We start from the raw sequence: 22,901 nt of genomic DNA on the forward strand, positions 1-22,901 counted from the left end.
CCATCTTGACCCACCAATGAAACTCGAAACATAACCTACAGACGGGTCACTTCTCGATGAAAACCCCGGGTCACTTCTCAGCAGCAATCAACAGCCACTCCTTGCTTGTAGCACGGAGAAGGGAGCGGCATAACCACCCATAACGAACTGAACAGGAGATAGAGGCGTGGGCACAAGATCGGCATGGTCCCCAGAGCGACGGGCAAAGCAAGCAGAGATTATCAGGCAGACGCGGCCTTGGGCGTCGTCAACCGGCCCGCGAACGCCAGAGGGGAAAGCGGCAAGCGCGCGGAATGCCTACGCTGGCGACTGGTATCATAAAACCCGTGCGAAACTTGCCGAGGCAAGGTCGGGAGCCCTCGCAACCCTAGGATATACAAGGTTTCCGAAAAACATCCGCTGACGGACACCAGACGGACATGGGATATTAGTCCCAAGTCTCAATTTTCGCTAAGTGCTTGAAAAATATGGTGAGCCCTGCTGGGTTCGAACCAGCGACCTACTGATTAAAAGTCAGTTGCTCTACCGACTGAGCTAAGGGCCCCTGCGCAGTATTTCACTGGCAAGGCGGTTCCCCTAGGGGGCGGGAGGCGTGGGGTCAACCGGGCTGTTGTGTTTCAGGCGCGATAGGAGGTGGCGCACGGCGAGGCCGGTCACCGGATCGCGCCAGTCGGCCGCGATCGCCGCCAGCGGATCGAGCACGAACCGGCGATCCCGAAAGGCGGGATGGGGGATGGAGAGGCCGGGGCTGGCCCAGATTCCGCCGGACCACAGGATGATATCCAGATCGATCACCCGCGCCCCCCAGCGGCGACCGGAGCGGCGGCCAAAGGCGCGCTCGATCGCTTTCAGGCGAGTCAGCAGGGCGGGCGGGGTCAATGCGCTTTCGATCAGCACGGCGGCATTGGCATAGCGGCGGATCGAGGGGCCAAGCGGCGGCGTGGTGACGACCTGCGCGGCATGGACGATATCGAGCCCCGCATCGGCGATCGCGTCGCGCGCCGCGGCGATTACGCGGTCAGGCGTACCATGGCGGCCGTGGCAGCGGTTCGATCCCAGAGCGACAAGATAGGACCAGCGGTCCGCCGAGGAGGGCACGGCTCAGATATCCTGCGTCAGCCGCCCATAGAGATCCGGCCGCCGATCGCGGAAGAAGCCGAAGCCGGCGCGGTGCGTCTTGACGACGTCCAGATCGATCGTTGCCACCAGCGCGCCGGTCTCTTCCGTGCCGAAGCTGGCGAGATAATCGCCATGCTCGTCCGCGATGAAGCTGTGACCGTAGAAATTCTGGCCATTCTCGTTGCCGATGCGATTGGCGGCGATCACGGGGACGACGTTGGAGACGCTGTGGCCGACCATCGCGCGCTGCCACATGCGGCTGGTGTCGAGGCCCGGATCATAGGGTTCGGAGCCGATGGCGGTGGGGAACATCAATATGTCAGCGCCCATCAGCATCAGCGCGCGCGCGGTTTCGGGATACCATTGATCCCAGCAGATGCCGATGCCGATATTGCCATAGGGCGTGGGCCAGACCTTGAAGCCGGTATTGCCGGGGCGGAAATAATATTTTTCCTCATAGCCGGGTCCATCGGGAATATGGCTCTTGCGATAGACGCCCATCACCTGGCCCGCGTCGTCGATCATCGCCAGGCTGTTATAATGATGCGGGCCATCGGCCTCGAAGAAACTGGTGGGGATGAACACCTTCAGTTCGGCGGCAAGCGCCTGCATCGCGCGCACCGCGGGATGCCGCTCCACCGGCTGCGCGCGGGCGAACAGCGCTTCATCTTCCACCTGGCAGAAATAGGGGCCTTCGAAGAGTTCGGGCGGCAGGATGACCTTGGCACCGCGCGCCGCCGCATCGCGCACCAGGGCGGAGACTGCCGCGATATTGGCATCCATATCTTCGCTCAGAGCCAGTTGCAGCGCGGCGACGGTGATTTCGGTCATCGGGGAGCCTTTTGAAAGTCTGTGGCGGACATAGGGCGTGGCAGCCGCCCCTCCAAGAGCGCATTGCGGCGGCCGCGCATGATTTATGCTTGCCGTCCCGATGATCCGGCCTATCATCTTGCCCAGAAACATAAAACATCAGGATGCGTGACCATGGCGTCAGCAGTTCATGATGTGAGCCTAGAAGAGGCAGGCTCACACCCGGTGCCGGAATCCATCGTCGTCCGCTTTGCGGGTGATAGCGGGGACGGGATGCAATTGACCGGGGGGCAGTTCACGCTGTCGACCGCATTGGCCGGCAATGATCTGGCGACTTTCCCCGATTTTCCCGCCGAAATCCGCGCGCCGCAGGGCACGCTGTTCGGCGTGTCCGCCTTCCAGATCAATTTCGGATCGACCGCGATCGAGACCGCGGGGGATGCGCCCGACGTGCTGGTCGCGATGAACCCGGCTGCGCTCAAGACCAATGTGGGATCGCTGAAGGTCGGCGGGCTGATCATCGCCGATGCCGGCGAGTTCGGGGCGCGCAATCTGGCCAAGGCCGGCTATGCGCAAAGCCCGCTGGAGGATGGATCGCTTGCGCGCTGGCAATTGCTCAGCTTCGATATCTCGGCGCTGACGATGGAGGCGGTGAAGCCGTTCGGCCTGGGCAATAAAGAGGCTTTGCGCTGCAAGAATATGTGGACGCTCGGGCTGGCGCTGTGGATGTTCGATCGGGATCGCGCGCCGCTGATCCAGTGGCTACACGATAAATTCGCCAAGGCACCGGTGCTGGCGGACGCGAATGTCGCCGCGCTGAATGCGGGCCATGCCTATGGCGAGACCGCGGAGCTTGGCGGGGCGATCCGGCAGCATCATGTGGCACCCGCGCCCGTGGCTCCGGGGCTGTATCGCACGGTAACGGGCGCTGAATCGATCTCGCTCGGGCTGGTGGCGGGCACGCAACTGGCGGGGCTCAAGATGTTCTTCGGCGGCTATCCCATCACGCCGGCCTCGGCGATCCTGCATCATCTTTCGCGCCTGAAGGAATATGGCGTGACGACCTTTCAGGCGGAGGACGAGATTGCCGCGATCGCATCGGCGATTGGCGCGAGTTATGCCGGGTCGCTTGGCGTGACATCCTCTTCCGGCCCTGGGATCGCGCTGAAGGGCGAGGCGATCGGCCTTGCGATCATGACCGAATTGCCGCTGGTGATCGTCAATTCGCAGCGCGGCGGGCCATCGACCGGCCTGCCGACCAAGACCGAACAGAGCGATCTCTATCAGGCGGTCTATGGCCGCAATGGTGATGCGCCCATGCCGGTGATCGCGGCGCGTTCGCCGGCGGATGCCTTCGATTGCGCGATCGAGGCGGTGCGGATCGCGACCCAATATATGACCCCGGTGATGCTGCTGACCGATGGCTATATCGCGAATGCGGCCGAACCCTGGAAAGTGCCTGATATGGCGGGTTATGCGCCATTCCCGGTTCAGTTTCAGGAGGATGTGCCCGAGGGCGGGTTCAAGCCCTATGCGCGTGACGACAAGCTCAAGCGCCCCTGGGTGAAGCCGGGGACGCCGGGCCTGATGCACCGCATCGGCGGGATCGAGAAGCAGGTCGACACCGGCCATATCAATTATGAGGCGGCGAACCATCAGGCGATGACCGATATCCGCCAGGCCAAGGTGGCGGGGATCGCGGACAGCATCCCCGATCAGGACGTCTGCATGGGCGAAGCGGGTGGACGGCTCGCGCTGGTCGGCTGGGGCTCCACCTTCGGGCCGATCCATCAGGCCGTGCGCCGGATGCGCGCGCGGGGGCATGACGTGAGCCATATCCATATTCGCCATATTTGGCCTTTGCCGCGCAATCTGGGTGCCCTGCTGCGGGGCTATGATCAGGTGATCGTGCCCGAGATGAATACGGGGCAACTGAAGACCGTGCTGCGCGATCAGTTTCTGGTGGATGCCAGGCCGCTCAACAAGGTTTCGGGGCAACCGTTTCGGATCGATGAGATCGAAGCGGCGATTGAGGAGGCGCTCGAATGAGCTCAATTCGCCTGATCCTCATTCACCGTTTGTCCCGAGCGAAGTCGAGGGATGTGGCGCTTGGTCCAACGTCCCTCGACTTCGCTCGGGACAAACGAGTTCTTTCGAGAACAAGGTGAAACCATGAACGAGATGACCAAGCTCACCATCAAGGATTTCGAAACCGATCAGGAGGTGCGCTGGTGTCCCGGATGTGGGGATTATGCGGTGTTGAAGGCGGTGCAGCGGACCTTGCCCGAACTGGGGACTCGCCCGGAGAATATCGTGTTCGTCTCAGGCATCGGCTGTTCCAGCCGCTTTCCTTATTATGTCGAGACCTATGGATTTCACACGATTCATGGTCGTGCGCCCGCCGTGGCGACGGGGCTGAAACTCGCCAACCCCGAACTGGATGTGTGGATCATCACCGGCGATGGCGATGCGCTGTCGATCGGCGGCAATCACACGATGCACCTGCTGCGCCGCAATCTTGATTGCCAGATATTGCTTTTCAACAATGAGATCTATGGCCTTACAAAAGGACAATATTCTCCGACATCGCGCGTGGGGACGCGATCGCCCTCCACACCCTTTGGCTCGGTCGACCGGCCCGCCTCGCCCTGCGGCTTCGCCTTGGGATCGGGCGCGCGGTTCGTGGCGCGGGGGATCGATACGCACAAGAAATTGCCCGAGGTTCTGAAGGCGGCCCACGCGCATCGTGGTTCCAGCTTTGTCGAAATTTATCAGAATTGTATCGTCTACAATGATGATGTGTTCTCAGGGTTTACCGACAAGGCCAATGCTGCCGCGAACCAGATCTGGCTGGTGCACGGTGCGCCGATGCTGTTCGACGGCGGCACCAAGGGGATGACGCTCGATCATGCGGCGCTGCGTCTGCGCGTGGTGGATGTGGCGGATGGCGATTGGGCCGCAGCGGGCGTGATCGTACATGATCAGACCAACAAGGGACTGGCGCAGATGCTGATCGAATTGATGCCGGAAGAGGGTTTTCCCGTGGCGCTGGGGGTGATCTTCGACCATCCGCGGCCTACCTTCGAGCGCGCGGTGGTCGCGCAGAATGCCGAGGCGTCGCAGGGAAAACTGCCCGATCTGCAAAAACTGGTGAGCAAGGGGCAGACCTGGCAGGTGGACAAGGAGCCGCACGCGCTCTGAACCTCTCCACGGGATAGGACTAGGCGCGGCCTTCGTCCTTCCCTACCAAGATTCCATGTCCGCTCCCGTCATCCTCTGGCTCCGCCAGGATCTCCGCCTTTCCGATCAGCCTGCCTATGCAGCCGCCGCCGCGCATGGTCCGGTCATTCCGGTCTATGTGCATGATGAGACGATCGGCGGGCCTTGGGCGATGGCCGGCGCGCAGAAATGGTGGCTGCATCATAGCCTGAACACTTTATCCGAAGATCTTGAACATAAAGGATTAAGGCTCGTATTGCGTCGGGGCGATGCGGCGCGGGAGATCATCCGGCTCGCGCAGGAGGCCGGGACCAGGACCGTCCATGCGCTGCATCATTATGAACCCTGGTGGCAGGACGTGGAGCGCGTGCTGGCCAGCAAACTTGATCTGGTGCTGCACGAAGGCACTCGCCTGACCCCGCCGGATCATCTGCGCACCGGCGCTGGCGGGCGGTTCCGCATGTTCACGCCCTATTGGAAGGCTCTGCTCCGTGACATGCCGCCGCCCTTGCCAGTGTCGGCACCGGCTGCGGTGACGGGGATCGAAGGTGCGCTGGCGAGCGACACGCTGGCGGACTGGAATCTGCTGCCGACCAAACCGGATTGGGCCACGGGCTTCGATATATGGACACCGGGCGAGGCCGGCGCAAAAGCCGCACTCAAACGCTTTCTGCCCGAGATCGAAGATTATGACGAGGCGCGCAATCTGCCGTCCCGCGAAGGCACGTCGCGCCTCTCGCCGCACCTTCATTTCGGGGAAATCTCTCCCGCCACCGTGTGGCATCATTGCGCCAAGGCCGCGCGCACTAAGGCGGAGCCGTTTCTGCGCCAGATCGCCTGGCGCGATTTCGGCGCGAATGTGATCGAAGTGCTGCCCGATTATGGACGCAGGAACGGGCGCGAGGCATTCGACGACCTGCCATGGCGCAGCGGGGCTGATGCAGATCGCGATTTCGAGGCCTGGACCAAGGGCATGACCGGCTATCCGATCGTCGACGCGGGAATGCGCGAACTCTGGGCGACCGGCTGGATGCACAATCGCGTGCGGATGATTACGGCGAGCTTCCTGATCAAGCACCTCCTGATCGATTGGCGGCGCGGCGAGCGCTGGTTCTGGGATACGCTGGTCGACGCGGATTACGGGAGCAATGCGGTGAACTGGCAGTGGGTGGCAGGCACCGGGATCGACGCCAATATGTTCAGCCGGATCATGGCGCCACTGGTGCAATCGGAAAAGTTCGATGCAGGGGATTATATCCGTTCATGGGTGCCCGAATTGAAGCATGTGCAGGGCGATGCGATCCACGATCCCGAAGAGGCTGGGCTGCTGAAACCCAAGGGCTATCCGGCCAAGATCATCGGCCACCGGGAAGCGCGGGAACGCGCTCTGGCGGCCGCGCGTGAAGCTCGAGCCTGATCGCATAAAGCACGATTGCATCCGGTTCGCCGCCGCTTCATGGTGACATGATGGACGCGGATGACGGTATTTCAGGAAAGCTGCGGCGCGGCACCCGGATGGCGCGACTGCTGGCACCGCTTTTCCACCGCATTCTCGATCGGATAGACCGCGGACTGGACGCGGGCGAGCTTGAGGGCTGGCTGCCCGATGGCAGCGTGCGGCTGCTTGGCGGTCGGGCACCGGGTCCGAAGGTGATCGTCAAACTCAAGAGCTGGATGGCGCTGGTGCGGCTGATCCGCTCGGGCTCGGCCGGATGGTATCTGGCGTGGGAAAAAGGGGAGTGGAGCAGCCCCGATCCGGTGTCTCTGTTCGATCTGTTCATGCGCAATCGCGCCGGGCTTGGCGGCACGGCGCGGGCGCGGGGGCTGTCGCGGCTGGCCAAGCGCATCGGACACGCCTTGCGGCGCAATGACCGCAAAGGCGCGCGGCGGAATATCGAATTTCACTATGATCTAGGGAATGATTTCTACAGCGCGTGGCTCGACAAAACTATGAGTTATTCCAGTGCCTTGTTTGATGAAGCTCTGCTGGAAAGCGAGCCTCTCGAGGCGGCTCAGTCACGCAAGATCCATGCGTTGCTAGATCGCCTGGCGCTAAGGCCCGATGATCGTCTGATCGAGATCGGCTGCGGCTGGGGCGGGCTCGCTGAAGTGGCCGCACGCGACTATGGCGTGGACGTTACCGGCATCACGCTTTCCATCGAGCAGAAGCGCTTTGCCGAATTGCGCATGGCCGGTGCCGGGCTTGGCCCAAAGACCCGTTTCGAACTGGTCGATTATCGCGACGCCAAGGGCCAATATGACGCGCTCGCCAGCGTCGAGATGGTGGAGGCGGTGGGGCGAGAATATTGGGAGACCTATCTGCGCGCGCTGCATGGGCTGCTCAAACCCGGCGGGCGCGCTGCAATACAATATATCAGCATCGCCGATGATGTCTTTGAAAGTTATGCGGAAAGCATGGATTTCATTCAGGCTTATGTCTTCCCCGGCGGAATGCTGATGTCCGAAAGCCGGTTCAGGGCGCTGGTGGAAAAGACGGGGTTTGAGTGGGAAGACCGGCGCGGGTTCGGCCTGCATTATGCCGAAACGCTCAGACGCTGGCGGGTGAATTTCGATGCGGCCGCGGCGCTGGGACGATTGCCCGCTCAATTCGACCGGCGCTTCATCAATCTATGGCGCTACTATCTGATGTATTGCGAGGGCGGTTTCCGCGGCGGCGGGATCGAGGTGGCGCAGGTGACGCTGATCAAACGCTGATCGACTGTCGCTCAGCCCCGGAAACCGGTGCGGCTGTGGCGGATCACGATCATGTCCAGCACGGCGGGATTGAGCAGGTCCGCAAAGGCGCAGCCCACGGTGGTGCCATTGTTCCAGATCACCTCGGCCTGCTGACCGTGAAGGCCGGGCAGGGTGAGCCAGCACAATGTGCCCGCGCGCATACTGGTGAGCGCATCGCAGGCAAAGCCGCCCAGCGACAGATCGGTCACGGTGACGGGGAAGCCATGCGATCCCGGCGCACGGAGAGAGGCGGGGATGGAGACGGGGATGCGCGGCGCGCAACGGTCTTCCTGGGCTGCGAGCGCATAACGGCCGACAATCTGCGTGGTCGAAGTCATCTTCAAGCCCTCCCAATGTCGCGCTTATCCGGATTGGTAAACGCGTTAGCTTAACGGGAATGCCGATTATCGCAGCAATTGCTTCGACTATGATTGACGAATCTAGTTAACGCGTTCGCGATAACCCGTGTCGAAGTTCCCGGCTGCGATCGCCAGGATGCGATCGGCGACAGCGACCGGGCTTTTGAGCGTCGTCGCATCCTCGCCGGGAAAGGCGCGTGCGCGCATCGCGGTCGCGGTGGCACCGGGATCGACGATCGCGGTGCGGATCGTGCTGATGTTGCGGACCTCCTCGCCATAGGCCAGCACCAGCGTTTCGAGCGCGGCTTTCGACGCGCCATAAGCCCCCCAGAAGGCGCGGGGGCTGCCGCCGACGCTGGACGTGACCGCGATCACGCGTCCGGCCTGGCTCTTGCGCAGCATCGGATCGAAATTGGCGATCAGCGCCTGCTGCGCGAGCAGATTGAGCGTGAGGATCTGGTTGAATTCCTTGGTGTCGATGGCGGTCACCGGAGAGAGCGTGCCGAGCATGGCGGCGTTCAGCACCAGCACGTCCAGCGCTTCCCAGCGGCCGGAAATCGCGCTGGCCAGCCGCGCGATGCTGTCGCTTTCGGCCAGATCGAGCGGCGCGATCGTCGCACTGCCGCCAGCGGCATGGATTCGTTCTTCCAACTCTTCAAGCGCGCCTGCCGTGCGCGCGGTGAGCACGACATGCGCGCCCTGCGCTGCCAGCGCTTCGGCGGTGGCGGCACCGATGCCGCGGCTTGCGCCCGTGACGAGCGCGAGCTTTCCGGAAAGGGGGAGGGTGGTCATGTCATTTTCCCGCTTGTCCCGAGCGAAGTCGAGGGACGTTGAGCCACACCCGCGTCCCTCGACTACGCTCGGGACAAACGGTTCTAATGTCTAATTGACGCGTTCGGCCAGCATCGAGAATTGATCCTCGGGTGCCAGATCATCCTGATCGGTGAGCGTCGTCGGATAATCGCCCGTGAAGCAGGCATCGCAATATTGCGGATGGATATCCGCACGCTTCGCTTCGCCCAGCGCCCGGTAAAGCCCGTCGATGGAAACGAATGCCAGCGTATCGGCATGGATATATTCGCACATCTGCGCGACGTTCATCTGTGCGGCGAGCAATTTGGCGCGTTCGGGCGTATCGACACCGTAAAAGCAGCTATGCCGCGTCGGCGGGCTGGCGATGCGCATGTGGACCTCGGTCGCGCCGGCTTCGCGCATCATCTGCACGATTTTCAGCGATGTCGTGCCGCGCACGATCGAATCATCGACCAGAATGATCTTCTTGCCGGTGATCAACGCGCGATTGGCATTGTGCTTGAGCTTCACGCCCAGATGGCGGACCTTGTCACCCGGCTGGATGAAGGTGCGCCCCACATAATGCGAACGGATGATGCCCAGTTCGAATGGGATCCCGGATTCCTGCGCATAGCCGATCGCGGCGGGAACGCCCGAATCGGGGACGGGAATGACGAGATCGGCGTCGACCGGGTTTTCGATGGCGAGCTGCGCACCGATCGCCTTGCGCACCGAATAGACGGATGATCCGTCAACGATCGAATCGGGCCGCGAAAAATAGACATGTTCGAAGATGCAGGGGCGTGGCGCGACCGCACCGAACGGGCGGATCGACTGGATTTCGCCCTCGCGCACCAGGATCAACTCGCCCGGCTCGACGCTCCGGATATATTCGGCTCCCACCACATCGAGCGCGACGGTTTCGGATGCAAAGATGATCGCCTTGTCCAGCCGGCCCATCACGAGCGGGCGGATGCCGAGCGGATCGCGGCAGGCGAGCATTCCTTCGGGCGTCATGCAGATCAGCGAATAAGCGCCCTCGATCTGTTTGAGCGCATCAATGAACTTGTCGAGCAGGGTCCGGTAGGTCGAAGTGGCGACCAGATGGATGATCGTCTCGGTGTCGGAGGTCGATTGGAAGATGGAGCCGCGGCGCACCAGATTGCGCTTCAGCTTCATCGCATTGGAAATATTGCCATTGTGCGCCACCGCGAACCCGCCCGAGGCGAGATCGGCATAAAGCGGCTGGACGTTGCGCAGCGCCGTCTCACCCGTGGTGGAATAGCGGACATGGCCGCACGCCGTACTGCCCGGCAGGCCGCGGATAATGTCGTCGCGATCGAAATTGCCGGCGACATGGCCCATGGCGCGATGGGTATGGAAATCCCGTCCATCGAAACTGGTGATGCCAGCCGCTTCCTGACCGCGGTGCTGGAGCGCGTGAAGACCCAGCGCCACCATGGCGGAAGCGGTCTCAGCGCCCGATATTCCGAAGATCCCACACTCCTCCCGAAGTTTGTCGTCATCGAAGGGGTGTGTCGTCAACATATGATTCGCCTGCGGCCATGAGCGATAGCCGCGCATATAGGGAGGGCTTTCCCCTTTGTCGCCCCATTGTAACAAAATTACCGGGAGCGATTTGGCCGTCCATGCGTTCAGGGGGCCAGGAGAAAATGCAAAATGGCCCGCGAAGAACGAACCAAAAGCAGGAATGACCTGCTGTCCGAAGCTCTGATCAAGCAGGGCTGCGCCGCTGAAAAAGCGGCGCGCATCGCTTGCGTTGATGCGAATATCTCCGATGAGCCGAAAGCGGACCGGGAATTTTTCAATCAGACCGTGCGCCGGGCGAGCTGGATCTGAAACACAGTTAACACTTATTTGCCGCGCGGCGGGGCTTGGTCTAGATCGCGCTGATGACCAGCGATCGCGAAACGGGCATTACGCTCGATCCCAATTATGAAGCCAATGGCCTGATCACGGCGGTCGTGACCTCGCCCTCCGGCGAAGTCCTGATGGTCGCGCATATGAATGCCGAGGCATTGGCGCTCACCCAATCCACACAGGAAGCGCATTTCTGGTCGCGCAGCCGCGCGCGCCTGTGGAAAAAAGGCGAAACATCCGGTCATGTGCTGCGCGTCATCGAGATGCGCATGGATTGCGATCAGGATTGCATATGGCTCAAGGCCGAGCCGGCGGGGCCGGCCTGTCATACGGGCGCGCCGAGCTGCTTTTACCGCCGGATCGAAAACGGGCGGCTGGTGCGCGATTGATGCGGATATGGCTCGCCTGTCTATGGCTTGCGGGCTGTTCCTCCGGCGCAGCGACCGACGATCGGGCGGGCGGCAATCTTGAGGCGGCCGCGATCGCAACGGGCGTCATTCCCGATCCTGCCACTGCGCCTGTCGAGGGGCTTTACGAACATGTGGGCGAGGCGGCGACGGACAAATTGTGCCTGATCGGCGCGGGTGACCGCTACCGGCTCGGCATCAGCGTTCACCTTGGCCGCAACGTGGCATGTCATGCGCAGGGCCGCGCCGAGCGCAAGGGGGAAGCGCTCATGATCACGCTGGAGGGGAAGGGCGATTGCCGCTTCGCTGCGGCGTTCGATGGCGAGGAAGTGCGCATTCCCGGAGCTGTGCCGCAAGGATGCGGATCCTATTGCACGGGGGACAATTCGATATCCGGCGTCGCTTTGGGCAAATCGAGCGCTGAACCCGCCGACGCGCTGGCTGCGCGTGACAATGACGGCGCGCCGCTCTGCACCGACGGCTGACCATAGCGCTTATTGACGTTGACGTGAACGTCAACTAACATCCGTTCATGGCCTATGCTTCGACTCATGCAACGCTCGATACGCCGGACATTCGGGACCGGCATGTCTACAGCATCTCCGATCTGTCAGAGGAATTCGGGGTCACCGCCCGCGCTTTGCGCTTTTACGAGGATGAAGGGCTGATCGCACCGATGCGGCGCGGCATGAGCCGGATCTATACCAAGCGTGATCGCGCGCGGCTTGCTTGGATATTGCGCGCCAAGCGCGTGGGCTTCAGCCTTGGCGAAATCCGTGAAATGATCGATCTCTACGATATCGGCGACGGCCGGCATGTGCAGCGCCGGGTGACGATCGAAAAATGCAATGACCGTGTGGCGCTGCTCAAGCGTCAGCGGCAGGATATCGACGCCGCGATCGACGAACTGACACGGTTCGTGGCCACCGTGGAAAAAGCTGAAGCCGAGTCGGACTGAACTCGGCCCCCTGTTGTTCCGGAGAGAAGAGATGCCCGTTTATACCGCGCCTGTCCGCGATACCCGCTATGTGCTTGATGCCGTCGTCAACCTCGATCGCTACACCAATTTGCCGGGCTTTGAGAATGCCACGCCTGATATGGTGGATGCGGTGCTGAGCGAGGGCGCGCGCTTCATGCAGGATGTGCTCTTTCCGCTGAACCAGATTGGCGACCAGCAGGGCTGCACCCGGCATGACGACGGATCGGTGACCACGCCCGATGGTTTCAAGGCCGCGTATAAGGCGTTCACCGAAGCCGGCTGGTCCGCCATCTCGGCACCGGAGGCCTTTGGCGGGCAGGGGCTGCCCCATGTGCTGGCGATCGCGGTCGAGGAATTCGTGAGTTCGGCCAATCAGGGGTTCGGCATGTATTCCGGGCTCACCAATGGCGCGGTCGCCTCGATCCTGACCAAAGGCTCGGACGCGCAAAAGGCGCTCTATGTGCCCAAAATGGTGTCGGGCGAATGGACCGGCACGATGAACCTGACCGAACCGCAATGCGGCACCGATCTCGGCTTGATTCGTACCCGCGCGGTGCCGCAGGCTGACGGCTCCTATGCGATCACCGGGACGAAGATCTTTATCTCCGCGGGCGAGCATGATCTGACGAGCAACATCATCCATCTGGTGCTCGCCAAGACGCCGGGCGCGCCGGATAGCAGCAAGGGCATCAGCCTGTTCATCGTCCCCAAATTCCTGGTGAATGAGGATGGCTCGCTCGGCGCGCGCAACGGCGTCTCGTGCGGCTCGATCGAGCATAAGATGGGTATTCACGGCAATGCCACCTGCCTGCTCAATTATGACGGCGCGACCGGCTTCATGGTGGGCGAGGAGAATAAGGGGCTGGCGGCGATGTTCATCATGATGAACGCGGCGCGGCTGGGCGTGGGCGTGCAGGGGCTATCGCAGGCCGAGATCGCCTATCAGAATGCGGTCCATTATGCGAAGGATCGTCGCCAGGGCCGCGCGCTGACGGGGCCGGCCGAACCCAATGAGAAAGCCGATACGCTGTTCGTGCACCCCGATGTGCGGCGGATGCTGATGGAGGGCAAGGCGCTGACCGAAGGCTTGCGCGCGCTGTGCCTGTGGGGCGCGCTTCAGGTGGATTTGGCGCATAAGGCGGCCACCGAGGAAGACCGCCAGCAGGCGGACGATCTGATCAGCCTGCTCACCCCGGTGATCAAGGGCTATGGCACGGACAAGGGCTATGAAGTGGCCACCAACAGCCAGCAGGTGTTTGGCGGCCATGGCTATATCGTGGAATGGGGCATGGAGCAGTATGTGCGCGATGCGCGCATTTCCATGATCTACGAAGGCGCGAACGGGGTTCAGGCGATGGATCTGGTCGGCCGGAAGCTCGCGCTGAACGGCGGCCGCGCCGTTCAATTGTTCTTCAGGATCGTGGGCGAGGAAGCGGCCGCGGGCAAGGCCGACGCGAAGACCGCCGGGATCGCGGAAGCGCTGGAAAAGGCGCTGGGCCAGCTTCAGGCGGCAACGATGTGGCTGATGCAGAATGGCATGGCCAATCCCAACAATGCGGGTGCGGGGGCCACTGCCTATCTTCACATCATGGGCATTGTCTCGGTGGGCCTGATGTGGATGCGCATGGCGCGCGCCTCTGCGGCGGCGATCGAGGCGGGGTCTGGCGACAAGGCGTTTCACGAAGCCAAGTTGATGACCGCACGCTTCTTCGCAGAGCGGATCATGCCCGATGCGGGCGCGCTGCGCCGCAAGATCGAAGGCGGCGCGGAAAGCCTGATGGCGTTGCCGGTGGAGGCGTTCGAAAGCGCCTAGGCCGTATCTCCGCCTCAGCAAAGGTGGCTGGACATCGCATCGCTGCGGTTCGATATGGCGGGAGTTGCGATGATGGGCAGCCCGGAGATCAGAAATATGCGCGTGCCTTTGGCTGAAGACCGGACGGTGGAGATTTCGGCGCGCCGCCGGCATCGGGAGCGCGGATCCTGAAAAACGCAACGCAGCCGGTGGTGAAACCGGGCCGCAATTGCTGGCAGATCGCGCGCGCGGATCGCGCCGCGGTGATCGTCGACGCCTGTGATTATTACCGGATCGTGCGGCAGGCGATGCTGAATGCAGAGCATCGCATCCTTCTCATCGGCTGGGATTTCGATGCGCGTATCCAGCTTGAGCGCACCGATGACGGTTCGCATACCGGCGAGACGCTGGGGCAGTTCCTGCTCGATCTGGCGAAGGCCAAGCCCGATATCGCGATCGACATTCTGAAATGGGATGTCGGCGCATTGAAGCAGCTCGGCCGCGGTGCCTCGATGTTCATGATGGCCCGCTGGGCGATGACCAAGCAGATCACCTTCAAATTCGATGGCGCGCACCCCACGGGATGCAGCCATCATCAGAAAGTGGTTGTGATCGACGACGCCTTTGCGGTGTGCGGCGGGATCGACATGACGGGAGACCGATGGGACACATGCGCGCATGTGGACGATGATCCGCGGCGCACGCGTCCCGGCGGCCAGCCCTATATGCCGTGGCACGACGCGACGATGATCGTGGACGGTGCCGCGGCCAAGGCCTTGTCCGCATTGGGGCATGATCGATGGGAGCGCGCGACCGGCGAGGATTTGAAGCCGATCAAGGACAGCAACGATCCATGGCCCGAAGAGCTTGAGCCCGATTTTCGGGATGTCGATGTGGCGGTTTCACGAACGCGCGCCAAATATCTCGATTTCGAAGAGGTGTGCGAGATCGAGACCCTGTGGCTCGATCTGATCGGATCGGCCGAGCGCTTCATCTATATCGAAAATCAGTATTTCACGTCCGGCAAGATCGCGGCGGCCATCGCCGCGCGGATGAAGGAAAAGAATCCGCCCGAGATCGTGATGATCAATCCGGTGAGCGCCGACGGCTGGCTGGAGGCCAAGGCGATGGACGGCGCGCGGGTGCGGCTGGCGCAGGCGATCGGGCAGATCGATACGCAGAACCGGTTCCGCATCTATACCCCCAAAACGAAGCGCGGCGACGACATCTACGTCCATGCCAAGGTGATGATCGTGGATGATCGCGTGCTCAGGATCGGCTCGTCGAACATGAACAATCGCTCCCAGCGGCTGGACAGCGAATGCGATCTGGCGATCGACACCCGCTTGGCGGCCAATGCAAAGGCGGGCGAGGCGATCACGGCCTTGCGGACACGGCTGATGGCCGAACATCTCGGCGTGAAGCCCGATACGGTGGCGCGGCATTTCGCCAAGACCGGATCGCTGATCGCCACGATCAAGGCGCTGCAGGGCAAGGGCAAGACGCTGGAGTTGCTCGAATTCGACGAGCCCGATGCGCTGGAGGATTTCATCGCGGAGAATGAATTACTCGATCCGGAAAAGCCCGAGGATATGTTCGAACTGCCGGGCAAAAAGGGCGGTTTGTTCAAACGATGGCGGGGGCGGCTGGGCGCTTTGCGGTAAGTCTCCGAAACCACCTCTCAAACCGTTTGTCCCGAGCGAAGTCGAGGGATGTTGGGCCTGTCACCAACGTCCCTCGACTTCGCTCGGGACAAACGGGTGAATGAATCAGCTTCCAACGCTTATTGCGTCGCCGTCACCTCGGGTGTCCCCGTCGCATCGGGACGTCGCCTGATCGTGAATTTTTCCTGCGCCGGTTTCGCCTCGTCGCCCGCAACACCTGGTCGCCGGCGGATCACCGCATTGCCCTTGGGCGCGGTGCCGATCGTGCCGCGGATGCACTGCGCGCCGGGGCGGGGGAATTTGGCACAATTCCACAGCGATTTCTCGAAATTGCTCTCTTTCATCCGCAGATAGCTAAAGGCCATCCGATCATGGATTTGTGGATCGATCGGGAGCGATTTGGGCGTCTCGTCCTTGTCCGCCCAGGCCATGAACTTGCAATAGGGCCGCGCGCCGCAGGTGGCGATGGCGAGGCTGGTGAAGCTGTCCGGCGCGGCCTTGGGATCGATCGTGACGATGAAGGTCTCGCCCATTTGCATCAGGCTGCGCGCCTTGCTGGGCGGCACGTTTGCAGCATCGAGCGCGGGCACCATGCCGTCGATCTGCTCGCCAGGCAGGCCGGATCGGTGCGCTTCGGAATAGGCGGCCAGCCTGGGCACCACAGGCTCACCGCCGCTCACGCCGCCGCGAAAGGCGGCAGGCGTGCCCCACCATCCGGTCCAGCGGAAAAACAGGTGCGTGCCGACCGCTGCGATCTTGTCGAGGCTGCCGCTCCAATAAGGCACCACCCAGTCCGTGTGATAATGCGTGGCCGTGCCCACCTTGGCGAAAACGCTGCCACCGAGCGCCTCGGCGGCCACCTTGCGTGCGCGTGTCCAGGCGTCTGCATCATAAGCGCGGGCAAGCGCACCATCGCAGGTGAAGGTGAATTGGCAGCCAGTGCTGCGCTCCTGCCCCTGAAACACGACATCGCACACTGATTTGGGGAAAGCGGGATGGCGGACGCGATTAAGAACCACCTGCGCCACGGCGCGCTGGCCGGGCACATCGCTGCCGCCCGCTTCATAGAGCATGGCCGCGGCGAGACAGTCCGTCGCCCGCATCAGTGCGGCGGGGTTGCCTGTAAAGGCGAACGGACGCGCCGGCGGATTGGGTGCGGTGGAGAAGGCCACTCTGGCGTTGATCGCCACCGCATCCTCGGGCGCGACCTGTTTCAGAACCAGCGGTTCCACTGGTGGCGGCGGTGCCGTGCGTGCGGGTTCGTTGATCGCCTGCGTGGCCGGCGTCGACGCGTAAAGTGCGACCAACTTTCCGGAATTGAACGCTGCCCAGATAGCACCGGCCAGCCCCAGTGCGAAGACGGCCAGCATGGCGATCGCCAGCCGGTTCGGCCCGCGTCTGCGCGCCGCCGTCTCCGCTGTGGTTTCGGTCAAACGGCCCTCAGCTTTCCGGCAGGAAATCGGGGACAGAGAGATAGCGTTCGCCGGTATCGTAATTGAAGCCCAGTACGCGTGTACCGGCCGGCGCTTCCTTCAGCTTCTGCGCAATCGCGGCCAAGGTCGCGCCGGATGAGATGCCGACCAGCATCCCCTCCACCGTGGCGGCGCGGCGCGCATAATCCTTGGCATCCGCCGGATCGACCTGGATCGCGCCGTCGATCGCCTGCGTATGCAGATTGGCCGGAATGAAGCCCGCGCCGATGCCCTGGATGGGGTGAGGACCGGGCTGGCCGCCCGAGATCACGGGCGAGAGCGTTGGCTCGACCGCATAGACCTTGAGATTGGGCCAGCTCTTCTTGAGCGTTTCCGCGCAGCCGGTGATATGGCCACCGGTGCCCACGCCGGTGATGAGGATATCGATGGGCGCATCCGCGAAATCGTTCAGGATTTCCTGCGCGGTGGTGCGGCTGTGCACCGCGATATTCGCCGCATTTTCGAATTGCTGCGGCATCCATGCGCCCGGCGTTTCGTCCACGATCTCCATCGCCCGCTCGATCGCGCCCTTCATACCCTTTTCCTTGGGCGTGAGATCGAAGCTGGCGCCGTAGGCCAGCATCAGGCGGCGGCGTTCGACGGACATGCTCTCGGGCATCACGAGGATGAGCTTATAGCCCTTGACCGCCGCGACCATCGCCAGGCCGACTCCGGTATTGCCCGATGTCGGCTCCACGATGGTGCCGCCGGGCTGAAGCTGGCCGGAAGCTTCGGCCGCCTCGATCATGGCGAGCGCGATGCGGTCCTTGATCGAGCCGCCGGGGTTCGAACGCTCCGATTTGATCCACACTTCGGCGTCGGGAAACAGGCGTCCGACCCGGATATGCGGGGTATTGCCGATGGTCTCTAGGATCGATCCGGCTTTCATGTCGATTTCTCCTTCAGGGAAACGTCTTCATCCAATGCGGGCAATGCAAAGCTGCGCGCGTCACGCAAGGCCGGAAACCAGCGCGCCCAGAGGCCCGCCACCAATATGGCACCGATTCCGCCCGCGACAACCGCTGTCGTCGCGCCGATCGCCGACGAGAGGAAGCCGGCGCGTGCCTCGCCCAGCTCGTTCGATCCGGAAATGAACAGGGAAGAGACCGCGCCGACCCGACCGCGCATCGCATCGGGCGTATGCAACTGGATCAGGGATTGCCGGACATAGACCGACATCATGTCCGCAGCACCCAGCAGTGCCAGCATCACGAGCGACAGCGGCAGGGAGCGCGATATGCCGAAGATGGCGGTCGCCGCGCCATAGACAGCCACGCCGATCAGCAGTTTGCGCCCCACATTATAGCGCAGCGGACGCCAGGCGAACCAGATGCCCATGGTGACCGCGCCGACAGCGGGGGCCGCGCGCAACTGGCCAAGCCCTTCGGGGCCGACCTGAAGGATGTCGCGCGCATAGATGGGCAGAACCGCGGTCACGCCCCCCAATAGAACAGCGAACAGATCGAGCGAGATCGCACCGAAAACCAGCTTGTTCTGACGCACATAGTGCATTCCCTCGATCATCTGCTGCCATGGCTTTCCGCCCCCGGCCATATCCGATCGCGGCACGGCCCGGATCATGAGCAGCGCCAGGAAGGCGACCGCGAACAGCGCCATGCTGACGCCATAGGACAGCGCCGCATGTTGATCGTAAAGGATGCCGCCCAGCGCAGGGCCGAGGATCGAGCCGGTTTGCCACGCGATCGCGCTGATCGCGATGGCCGCGGGCAGCGTGGCGGGTGGCACGAGATTGGGTGCCAGCGCGCCCAGCGCGGGGCCGGCAAAGGCGCGCGCCACGCCGAGCAGCGCGGCCACGGTGAACAGGGCAGGCAGGGTGACGGCATCGGTATAGGTCAGCCAGAACAGCGCCATGGCGCATCCCGTCTCAAGCCCGATCGCGGCCCGCGCGATCCAGCGCCGATCCACTCGGTCCGCCACCCAGCCTACGACCAGCGTCAGGACAAGCAACGGCAGAAACTGGGCCAGCCCGATCAGTCCAAGCTGGAAGGCGGCATCCCTAGTCGACATGCCCAGATCGGTGCGCGCAATATCATAGACCTGCCAGCCGATGACGATGACCATCGCCATCTGCGCCAGCGTCGTCGTCAGGCGGGCGATGAAATAAAAGCGAAAATCGCGGAAGGCGAAAGGGTGGGCTGGTTTTGACACGCGCTCTCTATGCCGGGATTGGTGCGGAGTTCAACGCCTCAATCCATTCCGATTTCGTCCTTCGATGGAATGCGGATCGCCGGATTGAGCCGCGCGATGCTGCACATGCCGGCGATCAAGGCCAGCCCGGCGCCAATGAACGCCGGTGCACGCCCGTCGCCCAGGCCCAACGCCAGCAGCGTGGCGACCAGCGTGGCCCCCAGAGTCTGCCCCAAAAGACGATTGGTGGAGATGAGGCCGCCCGCAGAGGCCGCGCGCGTGATCGGCACGCTTCCGATGATCAGCCGGGCGTTGGGCGAAAGGAACAGGCCGAAGCCTGCGCCGCACAGGCTCATGCGCCAGGCGATGTCGAGATAGGATGGTTCGGGCGGAAGCAGCGCCATGGCAACAAGCCCCGTCGCTGCAATCGCCGTTCCGATCCCGCCAAGCAATCCGGCGGGATATCGATCGGACATCGCGCCCGCCAGCGGCGCTACGAACAGCCCTGTCAGCGGCCAGGGCGCGATCGCCGTGCCGACTTCTCCGGGCGAAAAGCCGAATTCATGCTGAAGGCGAAAGGGCAAGGAGAGCAGGAAGGTCATCGAGCCGATGAACGCGGCCATGGCACCGATCATCGAAAGCGCGATCACCGGCCGACCCAGCAGATCGACAGGCAGGATCGGATTGGGATCGCGCAATTCGCGCCGGACGAACAACAGGCCGAGCGCCGCCCCCGCCAGCACGATCGCGGCCGAGATCACCGGGCTGTCACCATGCACCGCGCTTTCCATGCCGGACACGATCAGGCCGAGAAACGCAGCGCACATCACGGCACCAAGCATGTCGAACGGCTGATCGCGTGGCTTCGATTCGGGCAAGGCGCGGCCCAGCAGCAAGGAGATCAGGCCGAACGGCACGGCGGCCGCAAATACCCAGGGCCAGGGCGCAACCGCCAGGATCATCCCGCCCAATGTGGGTGCCAGCGCGATCGAACTTGAGACCACCACGCTGTTCACCCCCATGCCGCGCCCCAGATGCCTGGCCGGGTAGATCGATCGCACCAGCGCCGAGGAGACGCTGAGCGCCGCAGCCGCCCCCAGCGACTGCACCGCGCGTACCACAAGCAGGAAGGGCAGGCTTTCCGCGAAGAAACAGAGGATGGTGGCCGCCGTGAAGACGATCTGGCCATATTGGTAGAGTTTGCGATGCCCGATGCGATCCCCCAGATTGGAGAAGGGCAGCAACATCATCACCAGCACGAGCTGATAGACTGTCACCACCAGCACCGCAGCCGACGCATCAACGCCCAGATCGCGCGCGATGGTGGGCAGCGCCACCGATGCGATGCCGCCATCGATCACCACCAGCGCGGTGCCGAAGGAAAGCGCCAGGATCGCACGATAGCGGCGCGGTGTGGGAAGGCCGTCAGTCACGCGTCTCCCTTGGCGCGGGATTGCGGGGATGTCACCTCCGTATCCGTTCGTGATCGCTCCGCGGCCGATCCGGTCAGGCGACCGGCACGCTGTTTCCGATCCGCAGCATCCGGTCGCGTGTGATCACCACGCGGTCTCCCAGCTTCGCCTGCCCGAAGAGCCGCTTTGCGAACGCGGTGGGCACGCCGACGCAGCCGTGCGTGGCGGCATCGGCGGCCACTTCGCTGCCATGGATCGCCACGCCGTCGTCGGTGAGCCGCAGCATATACGGCATGGGCGCGTCATAGAGATTGGACACATGATCCGCATCCTTCTCCGAAATGGCGAAGGCACCCAGCGGGGTGGGTTTCTCGTCGGCACCATAGACGATCACCGCGACGCCGATTTCATAGCCCGCGCGGAATACCGACAGCGTTTGCGCCTCCAGATCCACGGTGATGAGCAGCGGCCCGGCGGGCACGCCTTCGTCATTCCACACATAATCGCCGTGCCGCAGCGGATGATCGATCTGCAGCACGTCCTTGATGACATAAGGCGCGGGATCGGCCGCCGCGGCGTCGATGGTCTGCATCGCCGATTGGAGCACGGCAGGTTTCGCAGCAGGCCGGGGCACCTCCTCCCTGGCGGGCAGCCGCACCGGCAATCCGGTCATCGCCATGGCACCTGCGCCCAGCGCCGCGGCAAAGACCAGTTTCGCGCCCGTCCGCGCGATCAAAGAGATGTTCATGCCCATGGACCCGTGTTGATTCACGCTTTGTTGACCCAAAGCGCCGGGCACGAGAAGATGGTGATTTCCGCTGTGCCGGGCCGGGACGGCGACTATGGTGAATCTTAACGCGGACGCGTTCGCTCAGCCGGCCGGGTCGGGCGCGCCTTGATAGGCGTTGATCGATTCGAAGATCGTCGTGAGCGCCGCGCGTTCCTCATCATGGATTTCAGGCCGCCAGATTTCGAACAGCAGCACCACACGCGTGGAATCGCCCTCGTTCCAGGCCTCATGTTCGAAACTATCATCGAAAATCAGCGCTTTGCCATCGTCCCAGGTGCGAGTTTCGTTGCCAACGCGCAGCGCGCAGCCCGCCGGCGTTATCAACGGCACATGGCAGATGAGGCGTGTGTTGAGCATCCCGTGATGCGGCTTGATATGGGTGCCGGGTTTGAGGAGCGAGAAGAGCGCCATGGGTGATCGCTCTGCAATGATCGGGATGGGCGCGCGGCTCAAGGCTTCGATCGTCCGGGGGCAACGGGCCGCATTCTCGGCGACGAGCGCCCCGCCACGCCAGAGATGAAAAGCCCCCCAGCTTGGATCGTCGAGCAGCGCGTTATTGGGGCGTGGCCGGCCAGGAAGCGCTTCGACATAAGGCGCGAATTCAAGGCCCTGATCCATCACGACCCGCAATTCTGCCTGCATCGCCGGAATGGCGGCCTCGACATCGCGCAGCCAGGGAAATTCATCGCGTTCGTAAAACTGCCGTTGCGGCAGGCCGGGAAAATAGAAAACACTGGGCTGCTGAAGAAAGACTTCCGCCTTGCCAAGAAGCAGGTCGAGGGCCTGACGCACGCGATGTGTCGGATTCGCGAGCCCCTTGGCTTCAAGGCTGGCGCGAAGATGATCTTCGAAGCGCCGCGTGCTGCCTTGAAGGAATTGCTCTGCGCGCTGCAGAAGCGGAGTCAGGGTTTCGGGAATCTTGCCCGTCTCTGCGGCCATGTTGAGCGCGGCCTGATAATTGACATAGGCGGCGCGATCATCACCCCGGCGGGCTTTCACGCCACCCATCATGAGCAATGCGGGCAAATGGCGGACGTCTTCGGAGAGCAGGCGATCAAGCGCCCGTTCCTCTGCGGCGTCATCGCCCATGAGTTGACAGGCCTGTGCGATCAGCAGCCACGGGGCGGGGAAGCCATTGCCCGCAGCCGCCACCTGGTCGAGCCGCTCCCGCGCCGTCCCGCCGTCGCCGCGCCGCAAAGCCGCAACGCCTTCCTGCACAAGGCTTTCCAGCGCCGCCCGTGTGAGAGTCATCGGGTCAATTCAACATGGCTTAGGTCAGGGCTGTAAAATCGAACGATCATGATGCCCAGTCTAATGGCGA

Annotated in this window: 21 protein-coding genes and 1 tRNA gene; 10 read left to right on the forward strand and 12 right to left on the reverse strand. The window is 62.9% G+C overall.

Translation table 11 applies throughout. The features are described 5' to 3' along the window. Positions 1-468 precede the first annotated feature (468 nt). The 3 genes from FHS49_RS14465 to aguB all read right to left on the reverse strand — a co-directional run bounded on the left by FHS49_RS14465 (position 469) and on the right by aguB (position 1,950). Positions 469-544 (reverse strand) — tRNA-Lys (locus tag FHS49_RS14465). A 32-nt stretch (positions 545-576) separates the two neighbouring features. Further along, the gene (folK, locus tag FHS49_RS14470; RefSeq protein WP_184019884.1) at positions 577-1,098 is read right to left on the reverse strand and encodes a 2-amino-4-hydroxy-6-hydroxymethyldihydropteridine diphosphokinase; all 522 of its coding nucleotides are present in this window, start codon (positions 1,096-1,098) and stop codon (positions 577-579) included. Positions 1,099-1,101: 3 nt separating this feature from the next. Further along, positions 1,102-1,950 (reverse strand): N-carbamoylputrescine amidase, encoded by an 849-nt coding sequence (gene aguB / locus FHS49_RS14475; protein ID WP_184019886.1) that lies wholly within the window; start codon positions 1,948-1,950, stop codon positions 1,102-1,104. A gap of 153 nt (positions 1,951-2,103) precedes the next feature. On the opposite strand from aguB, the gene FHS49_RS14480 reads away from it, so the two are divergent. The 4 genes from FHS49_RS14480 (at position 2,104) to FHS49_RS14495 (ending at position 7,863) form a co-directional block, all read left to right on the forward strand. Further along, positions 2,104-3,978 carry a 2-oxoacid:acceptor oxidoreductase subunit alpha gene (locus tag FHS49_RS14480; RefSeq protein ID WP_184019888.1) on the forward strand — a complete coding sequence of 625 codons (1,875 nt, stop codon included), beginning with the start codon at positions 2,104-2,106 and terminating at the stop codon, positions 3,976-3,978. A 123-nt stretch (positions 3,979-4,101) separates the two neighbouring features. After that, positions 4,102-5,130 carry a 2-oxoacid:ferredoxin oxidoreductase subunit beta gene (locus FHS49_RS14485; RefSeq protein ID WP_184019890.1) on the forward strand — a complete coding sequence of 343 codons (1,029 nt, stop codon included), beginning with the start codon at positions 4,102-4,104 and terminating at the stop codon, positions 5,128-5,130. Positions 5,131-5,185: 55 nt separating this feature from the next. Further along, positions 5,186-6,565 carry a cryptochrome/photolyase family protein gene (locus FHS49_RS14490; protein WP_184019892.1) on the forward strand — a complete coding sequence of 460 codons (1,380 nt, stop codon included), beginning with the start codon at positions 5,186-5,188 and terminating at the stop codon, positions 6,563-6,565. Positions 6,566-6,615: 50 nt separating this feature from the next. Further along, positions 6,616-7,863, forward strand: a complete 1,248-nt coding sequence (locus FHS49_RS14495) for a class I SAM-dependent methyltransferase (protein ID WP_425502708.1) — start codon at positions 6,616-6,618, stop codon at positions 7,861-7,863. Between the two features lie 11 nt (positions 7,864-7,874). Here the strand turns inward: FHS49_RS14495 and FHS49_RS14500 are convergent, their stop codons facing one another. The 3 genes from FHS49_RS14500 to purF form a co-directional block, all read right to left on the reverse strand. After that, the gene (locus tag FHS49_RS14500; protein ID WP_184019894.1) at positions 7,875-8,222 is read right to left on the reverse strand and encodes a PilZ domain-containing protein; all 348 of its coding nucleotides are present in this window, start codon (positions 8,220-8,222) and stop codon (positions 7,875-7,877) included. 102 nt (positions 8,223-8,324) lie between these two features. Then, a complete protein-coding gene (locus tag FHS49_RS14505) occupies positions 8,325-9,035 on the reverse strand; it encodes an SDR family NAD(P)-dependent oxidoreductase (protein ID WP_184019896.1) in 711 nt (236 codons plus the stop codon). A 90-nt stretch (positions 9,036-9,125) separates the two neighbouring features. After that, on the reverse strand, positions 9,126-10,583 hold the full coding sequence (purF, locus tag FHS49_RS14510; RefSeq protein WP_184019898.1) for an amidophosphoribosyltransferase: 1,458 nt from the start codon (positions 10,581-10,583) through the stop codon (positions 9,126-9,128). Positions 10,584-10,715: 132 nt separating this feature from the next. Here purF and FHS49_RS14515 point away from each other — a divergent pair, with 132 nt between their 5' ends. The 6 genes from FHS49_RS14515 to FHS49_RS14540 all read left to right on the forward strand — a co-directional run bounded on the left by FHS49_RS14515 (position 10,716) and on the right by FHS49_RS14540 (position 15,758). Further along, on the forward strand, positions 10,716-10,895 hold the full coding sequence (locus FHS49_RS14515; protein ID WP_184019900.1) for a hypothetical protein: 180 nt from the start codon (positions 10,716-10,718) through the stop codon (positions 10,893-10,895). Positions 10,896-10,948: 53 nt separating this feature from the next. Further along, positions 10,949-11,305 (forward strand): phosphoribosyl-AMP cyclohydrolase, encoded by a 357-nt coding sequence (gene hisI, locus FHS49_RS14520; RefSeq protein ID WP_184019902.1) that lies wholly within the window; start codon positions 10,949-10,951, stop codon positions 11,303-11,305. After that, complete coding sequence (locus FHS49_RS14525) at positions 11,305-11,808, forward strand: hypothetical protein (RefSeq protein ID WP_184019904.1); 504 nt, start codon at positions 11,305-11,307, stop codon at positions 11,806-11,808. Before hisI ends, FHS49_RS14525 begins: the two co-directional genes overlap by 1 nt. A 47-nt stretch (positions 11,809-11,855) precedes the next feature. Then, complete coding sequence (locus FHS49_RS14530) at positions 11,856-12,281, forward strand: MerR family transcriptional regulator (protein ID WP_184019906.1); 426 nt, start codon at positions 11,856-11,858, stop codon at positions 12,279-12,281. Positions 12,282-12,312: 31 nt separating this feature from the next. Further along, positions 12,313-14,115, forward strand: coding sequence for an acyl-CoA dehydrogenase C-terminal domain-containing protein (locus FHS49_RS14535; protein ID WP_184019907.1), 1,803 nt, complete (start codon positions 12,313-12,315; stop codon positions 14,113-14,115). Positions 14,116-14,306: 191 nt separating this feature from the next. Beyond that, on the forward strand, positions 14,307-15,758 hold the full coding sequence (locus FHS49_RS14540) for a phospholipase D-like domain-containing protein (RefSeq protein WP_343052990.1): 1,452 nt from the start codon (positions 14,307-14,309) through the stop codon (positions 15,756-15,758). 119 nt (positions 15,759-15,877) lie between these two features. On the opposite strand, the gene FHS49_RS14545 is transcribed toward FHS49_RS14540, so the two are convergent. From FHS49_RS14545 to FHS49_RS14570, 6 genes are all read right to left on the reverse strand, one after another. Next, on the reverse strand, positions 15,878-17,191 hold the full coding sequence (locus FHS49_RS14545) for a cell wall hydrolase (RefSeq protein WP_184019909.1): 1,314 nt from the start codon (positions 17,189-17,191) through the stop codon (positions 15,878-15,880). Between the two features lie 7 nt (positions 17,192-17,198). Then, positions 17,199-18,119, reverse strand: a complete 921-nt coding sequence (gene cysK, locus FHS49_RS14550; RefSeq protein ID WP_184019912.1) for a cysteine synthase A — start codon at positions 18,117-18,119, stop codon at positions 17,199-17,201. Further along, positions 18,116-19,399 carry an MFS transporter gene (locus FHS49_RS14555; RefSeq protein ID WP_184019914.1) on the reverse strand — a complete coding sequence of 428 codons (1,284 nt, stop codon included), beginning with the start codon at positions 19,397-19,399 and terminating at the stop codon, positions 18,116-18,118. Before FHS49_RS14555 ends, cysK begins: the two co-directional genes overlap by 4 nt. A 38-nt stretch (positions 19,400-19,437) precedes the next feature. Next, a complete protein-coding gene (locus FHS49_RS14560) occupies positions 19,438-20,811 on the reverse strand; it encodes an MFS transporter (protein WP_184019916.1) in 1,374 nt (457 codons plus the stop codon). A gap of 73 nt (positions 20,812-20,884) precedes the next feature. Continuing rightward, positions 20,885-21,538 carry a L,D-transpeptidase family protein gene (locus tag FHS49_RS14565; protein ID WP_184019919.1) on the reverse strand — a complete coding sequence of 218 codons (654 nt, stop codon included), beginning with the start codon at positions 21,536-21,538 and terminating at the stop codon, positions 20,885-20,887. Between the two features lie 123 nt (positions 21,539-21,661). After that, complete coding sequence (locus tag FHS49_RS14570; RefSeq protein WP_184019921.1) at positions 21,662-22,831, reverse strand: aspartyl/asparaginyl beta-hydroxylase domain-containing protein; 1,170 nt, start codon at positions 22,829-22,831, stop codon at positions 21,662-21,664. Positions 22,832-22,901: the final 70 nt, after the last annotated feature.

It is taken from the genome of Sphingobium boeckii, from assembly GCF_014199215.1.
In the GTDB taxonomy this organism is placed as follows: domain Bacteria; phylum Pseudomonadota; class Alphaproteobacteria; order Sphingomonadales; family Sphingomonadaceae; genus Sphingobium_A; species Sphingobium_A boeckii.

Coding starts and splice junctions, on each gene's coding strand:
- FHS49_RS14485 (WP_184019890.1), top strand. CDS start 4,102: ATGAACGAGATGACCAAGCTCACCATCAAGGATTTCGAAACCGATCAG.
- aguB (WP_184019886.1), bottom strand. CDS start 1,950: ATGACCGAAATCACCGTCGCCGCGCTGCAACTGGCTCTGAGCGAAGAT.
- FHS49_RS14565 (WP_184019919.1), bottom strand. CDS start 21,538: ATGAACATCTCTTTGATCGCGCGGACGGGCGCGAAACTGGTCTTTGCC.
- FHS49_RS14535 (WP_184019907.1), top strand. CDS start 12,313: ATGCCCGTTTATACCGCGCCTGTCCGCGATACCCGCTATGTGCTTGAT.
- hisI (WP_184019902.1), top strand. CDS start 10,949: ATGACCAGCGATCGCGAAACGGGCATTACGCTCGATCCCAATTATGAA.
- FHS49_RS14525 (WP_184019904.1), top strand. CDS start 11,305: ATGCGGATATGGCTCGCCTGTCTATGGCTTGCGGGCTGTTCCTCCGGC.
- FHS49_RS14500 (WP_184019894.1), bottom strand. CDS start 8,222: ATGACTTCGACCACGCAGATTGTCGGCCGTTATGCGCTCGCAGCCCAG.
- FHS49_RS14505 (WP_184019896.1), bottom strand. CDS start 9,035: ATGACCACCCTCCCCCTTTCCGGAAAGCTCGCGCTCGTCACGGGCGCA.
- FHS49_RS14515 (WP_184019900.1), top strand. CDS start 10,716: ATGGCCCGCGAAGAACGAACCAAAAGCAGGAATGACCTGCTGTCCGAA.
- FHS49_RS14530 (WP_184019906.1), top strand. CDS start 11,856: ATGGCCTATGCTTCGACTCATGCAACGCTCGATACGCCGGACATTCGG.
- FHS49_RS14480 (WP_184019888.1), top strand. CDS start 2,104: ATGGCGTCAGCAGTTCATGATGTGAGCCTAGAAGAGGCAGGCTCACAC.
- FHS49_RS14495 (WP_425502708.1), top strand. CDS start 6,616: ATGGACGCGGATGACGGTATTTCAGGAAAGCTGCGGCGCGGCACCCGG.
- FHS49_RS14570 (WP_184019921.1), bottom strand. CDS start 22,831: ATGACTCTCACACGGGCGGCGCTGGAAAGCCTTGTGCAGGAAGGCGTT.
- purF (WP_184019898.1), bottom strand. CDS start 10,583: ATGTTGACGACACACCCCTTCGATGACGACAAACTTCGGGAGGAGTGT.
- cysK (WP_184019912.1), bottom strand. CDS start 18,119: ATGAAAGCCGGATCGATCCTAGAGACCATCGGCAATACCCCGCATATC.
- FHS49_RS14490 (WP_184019892.1), top strand. CDS start 5,186: ATGTCCGCTCCCGTCATCCTCTGGCTCCGCCAGGATCTCCGCCTTTCC.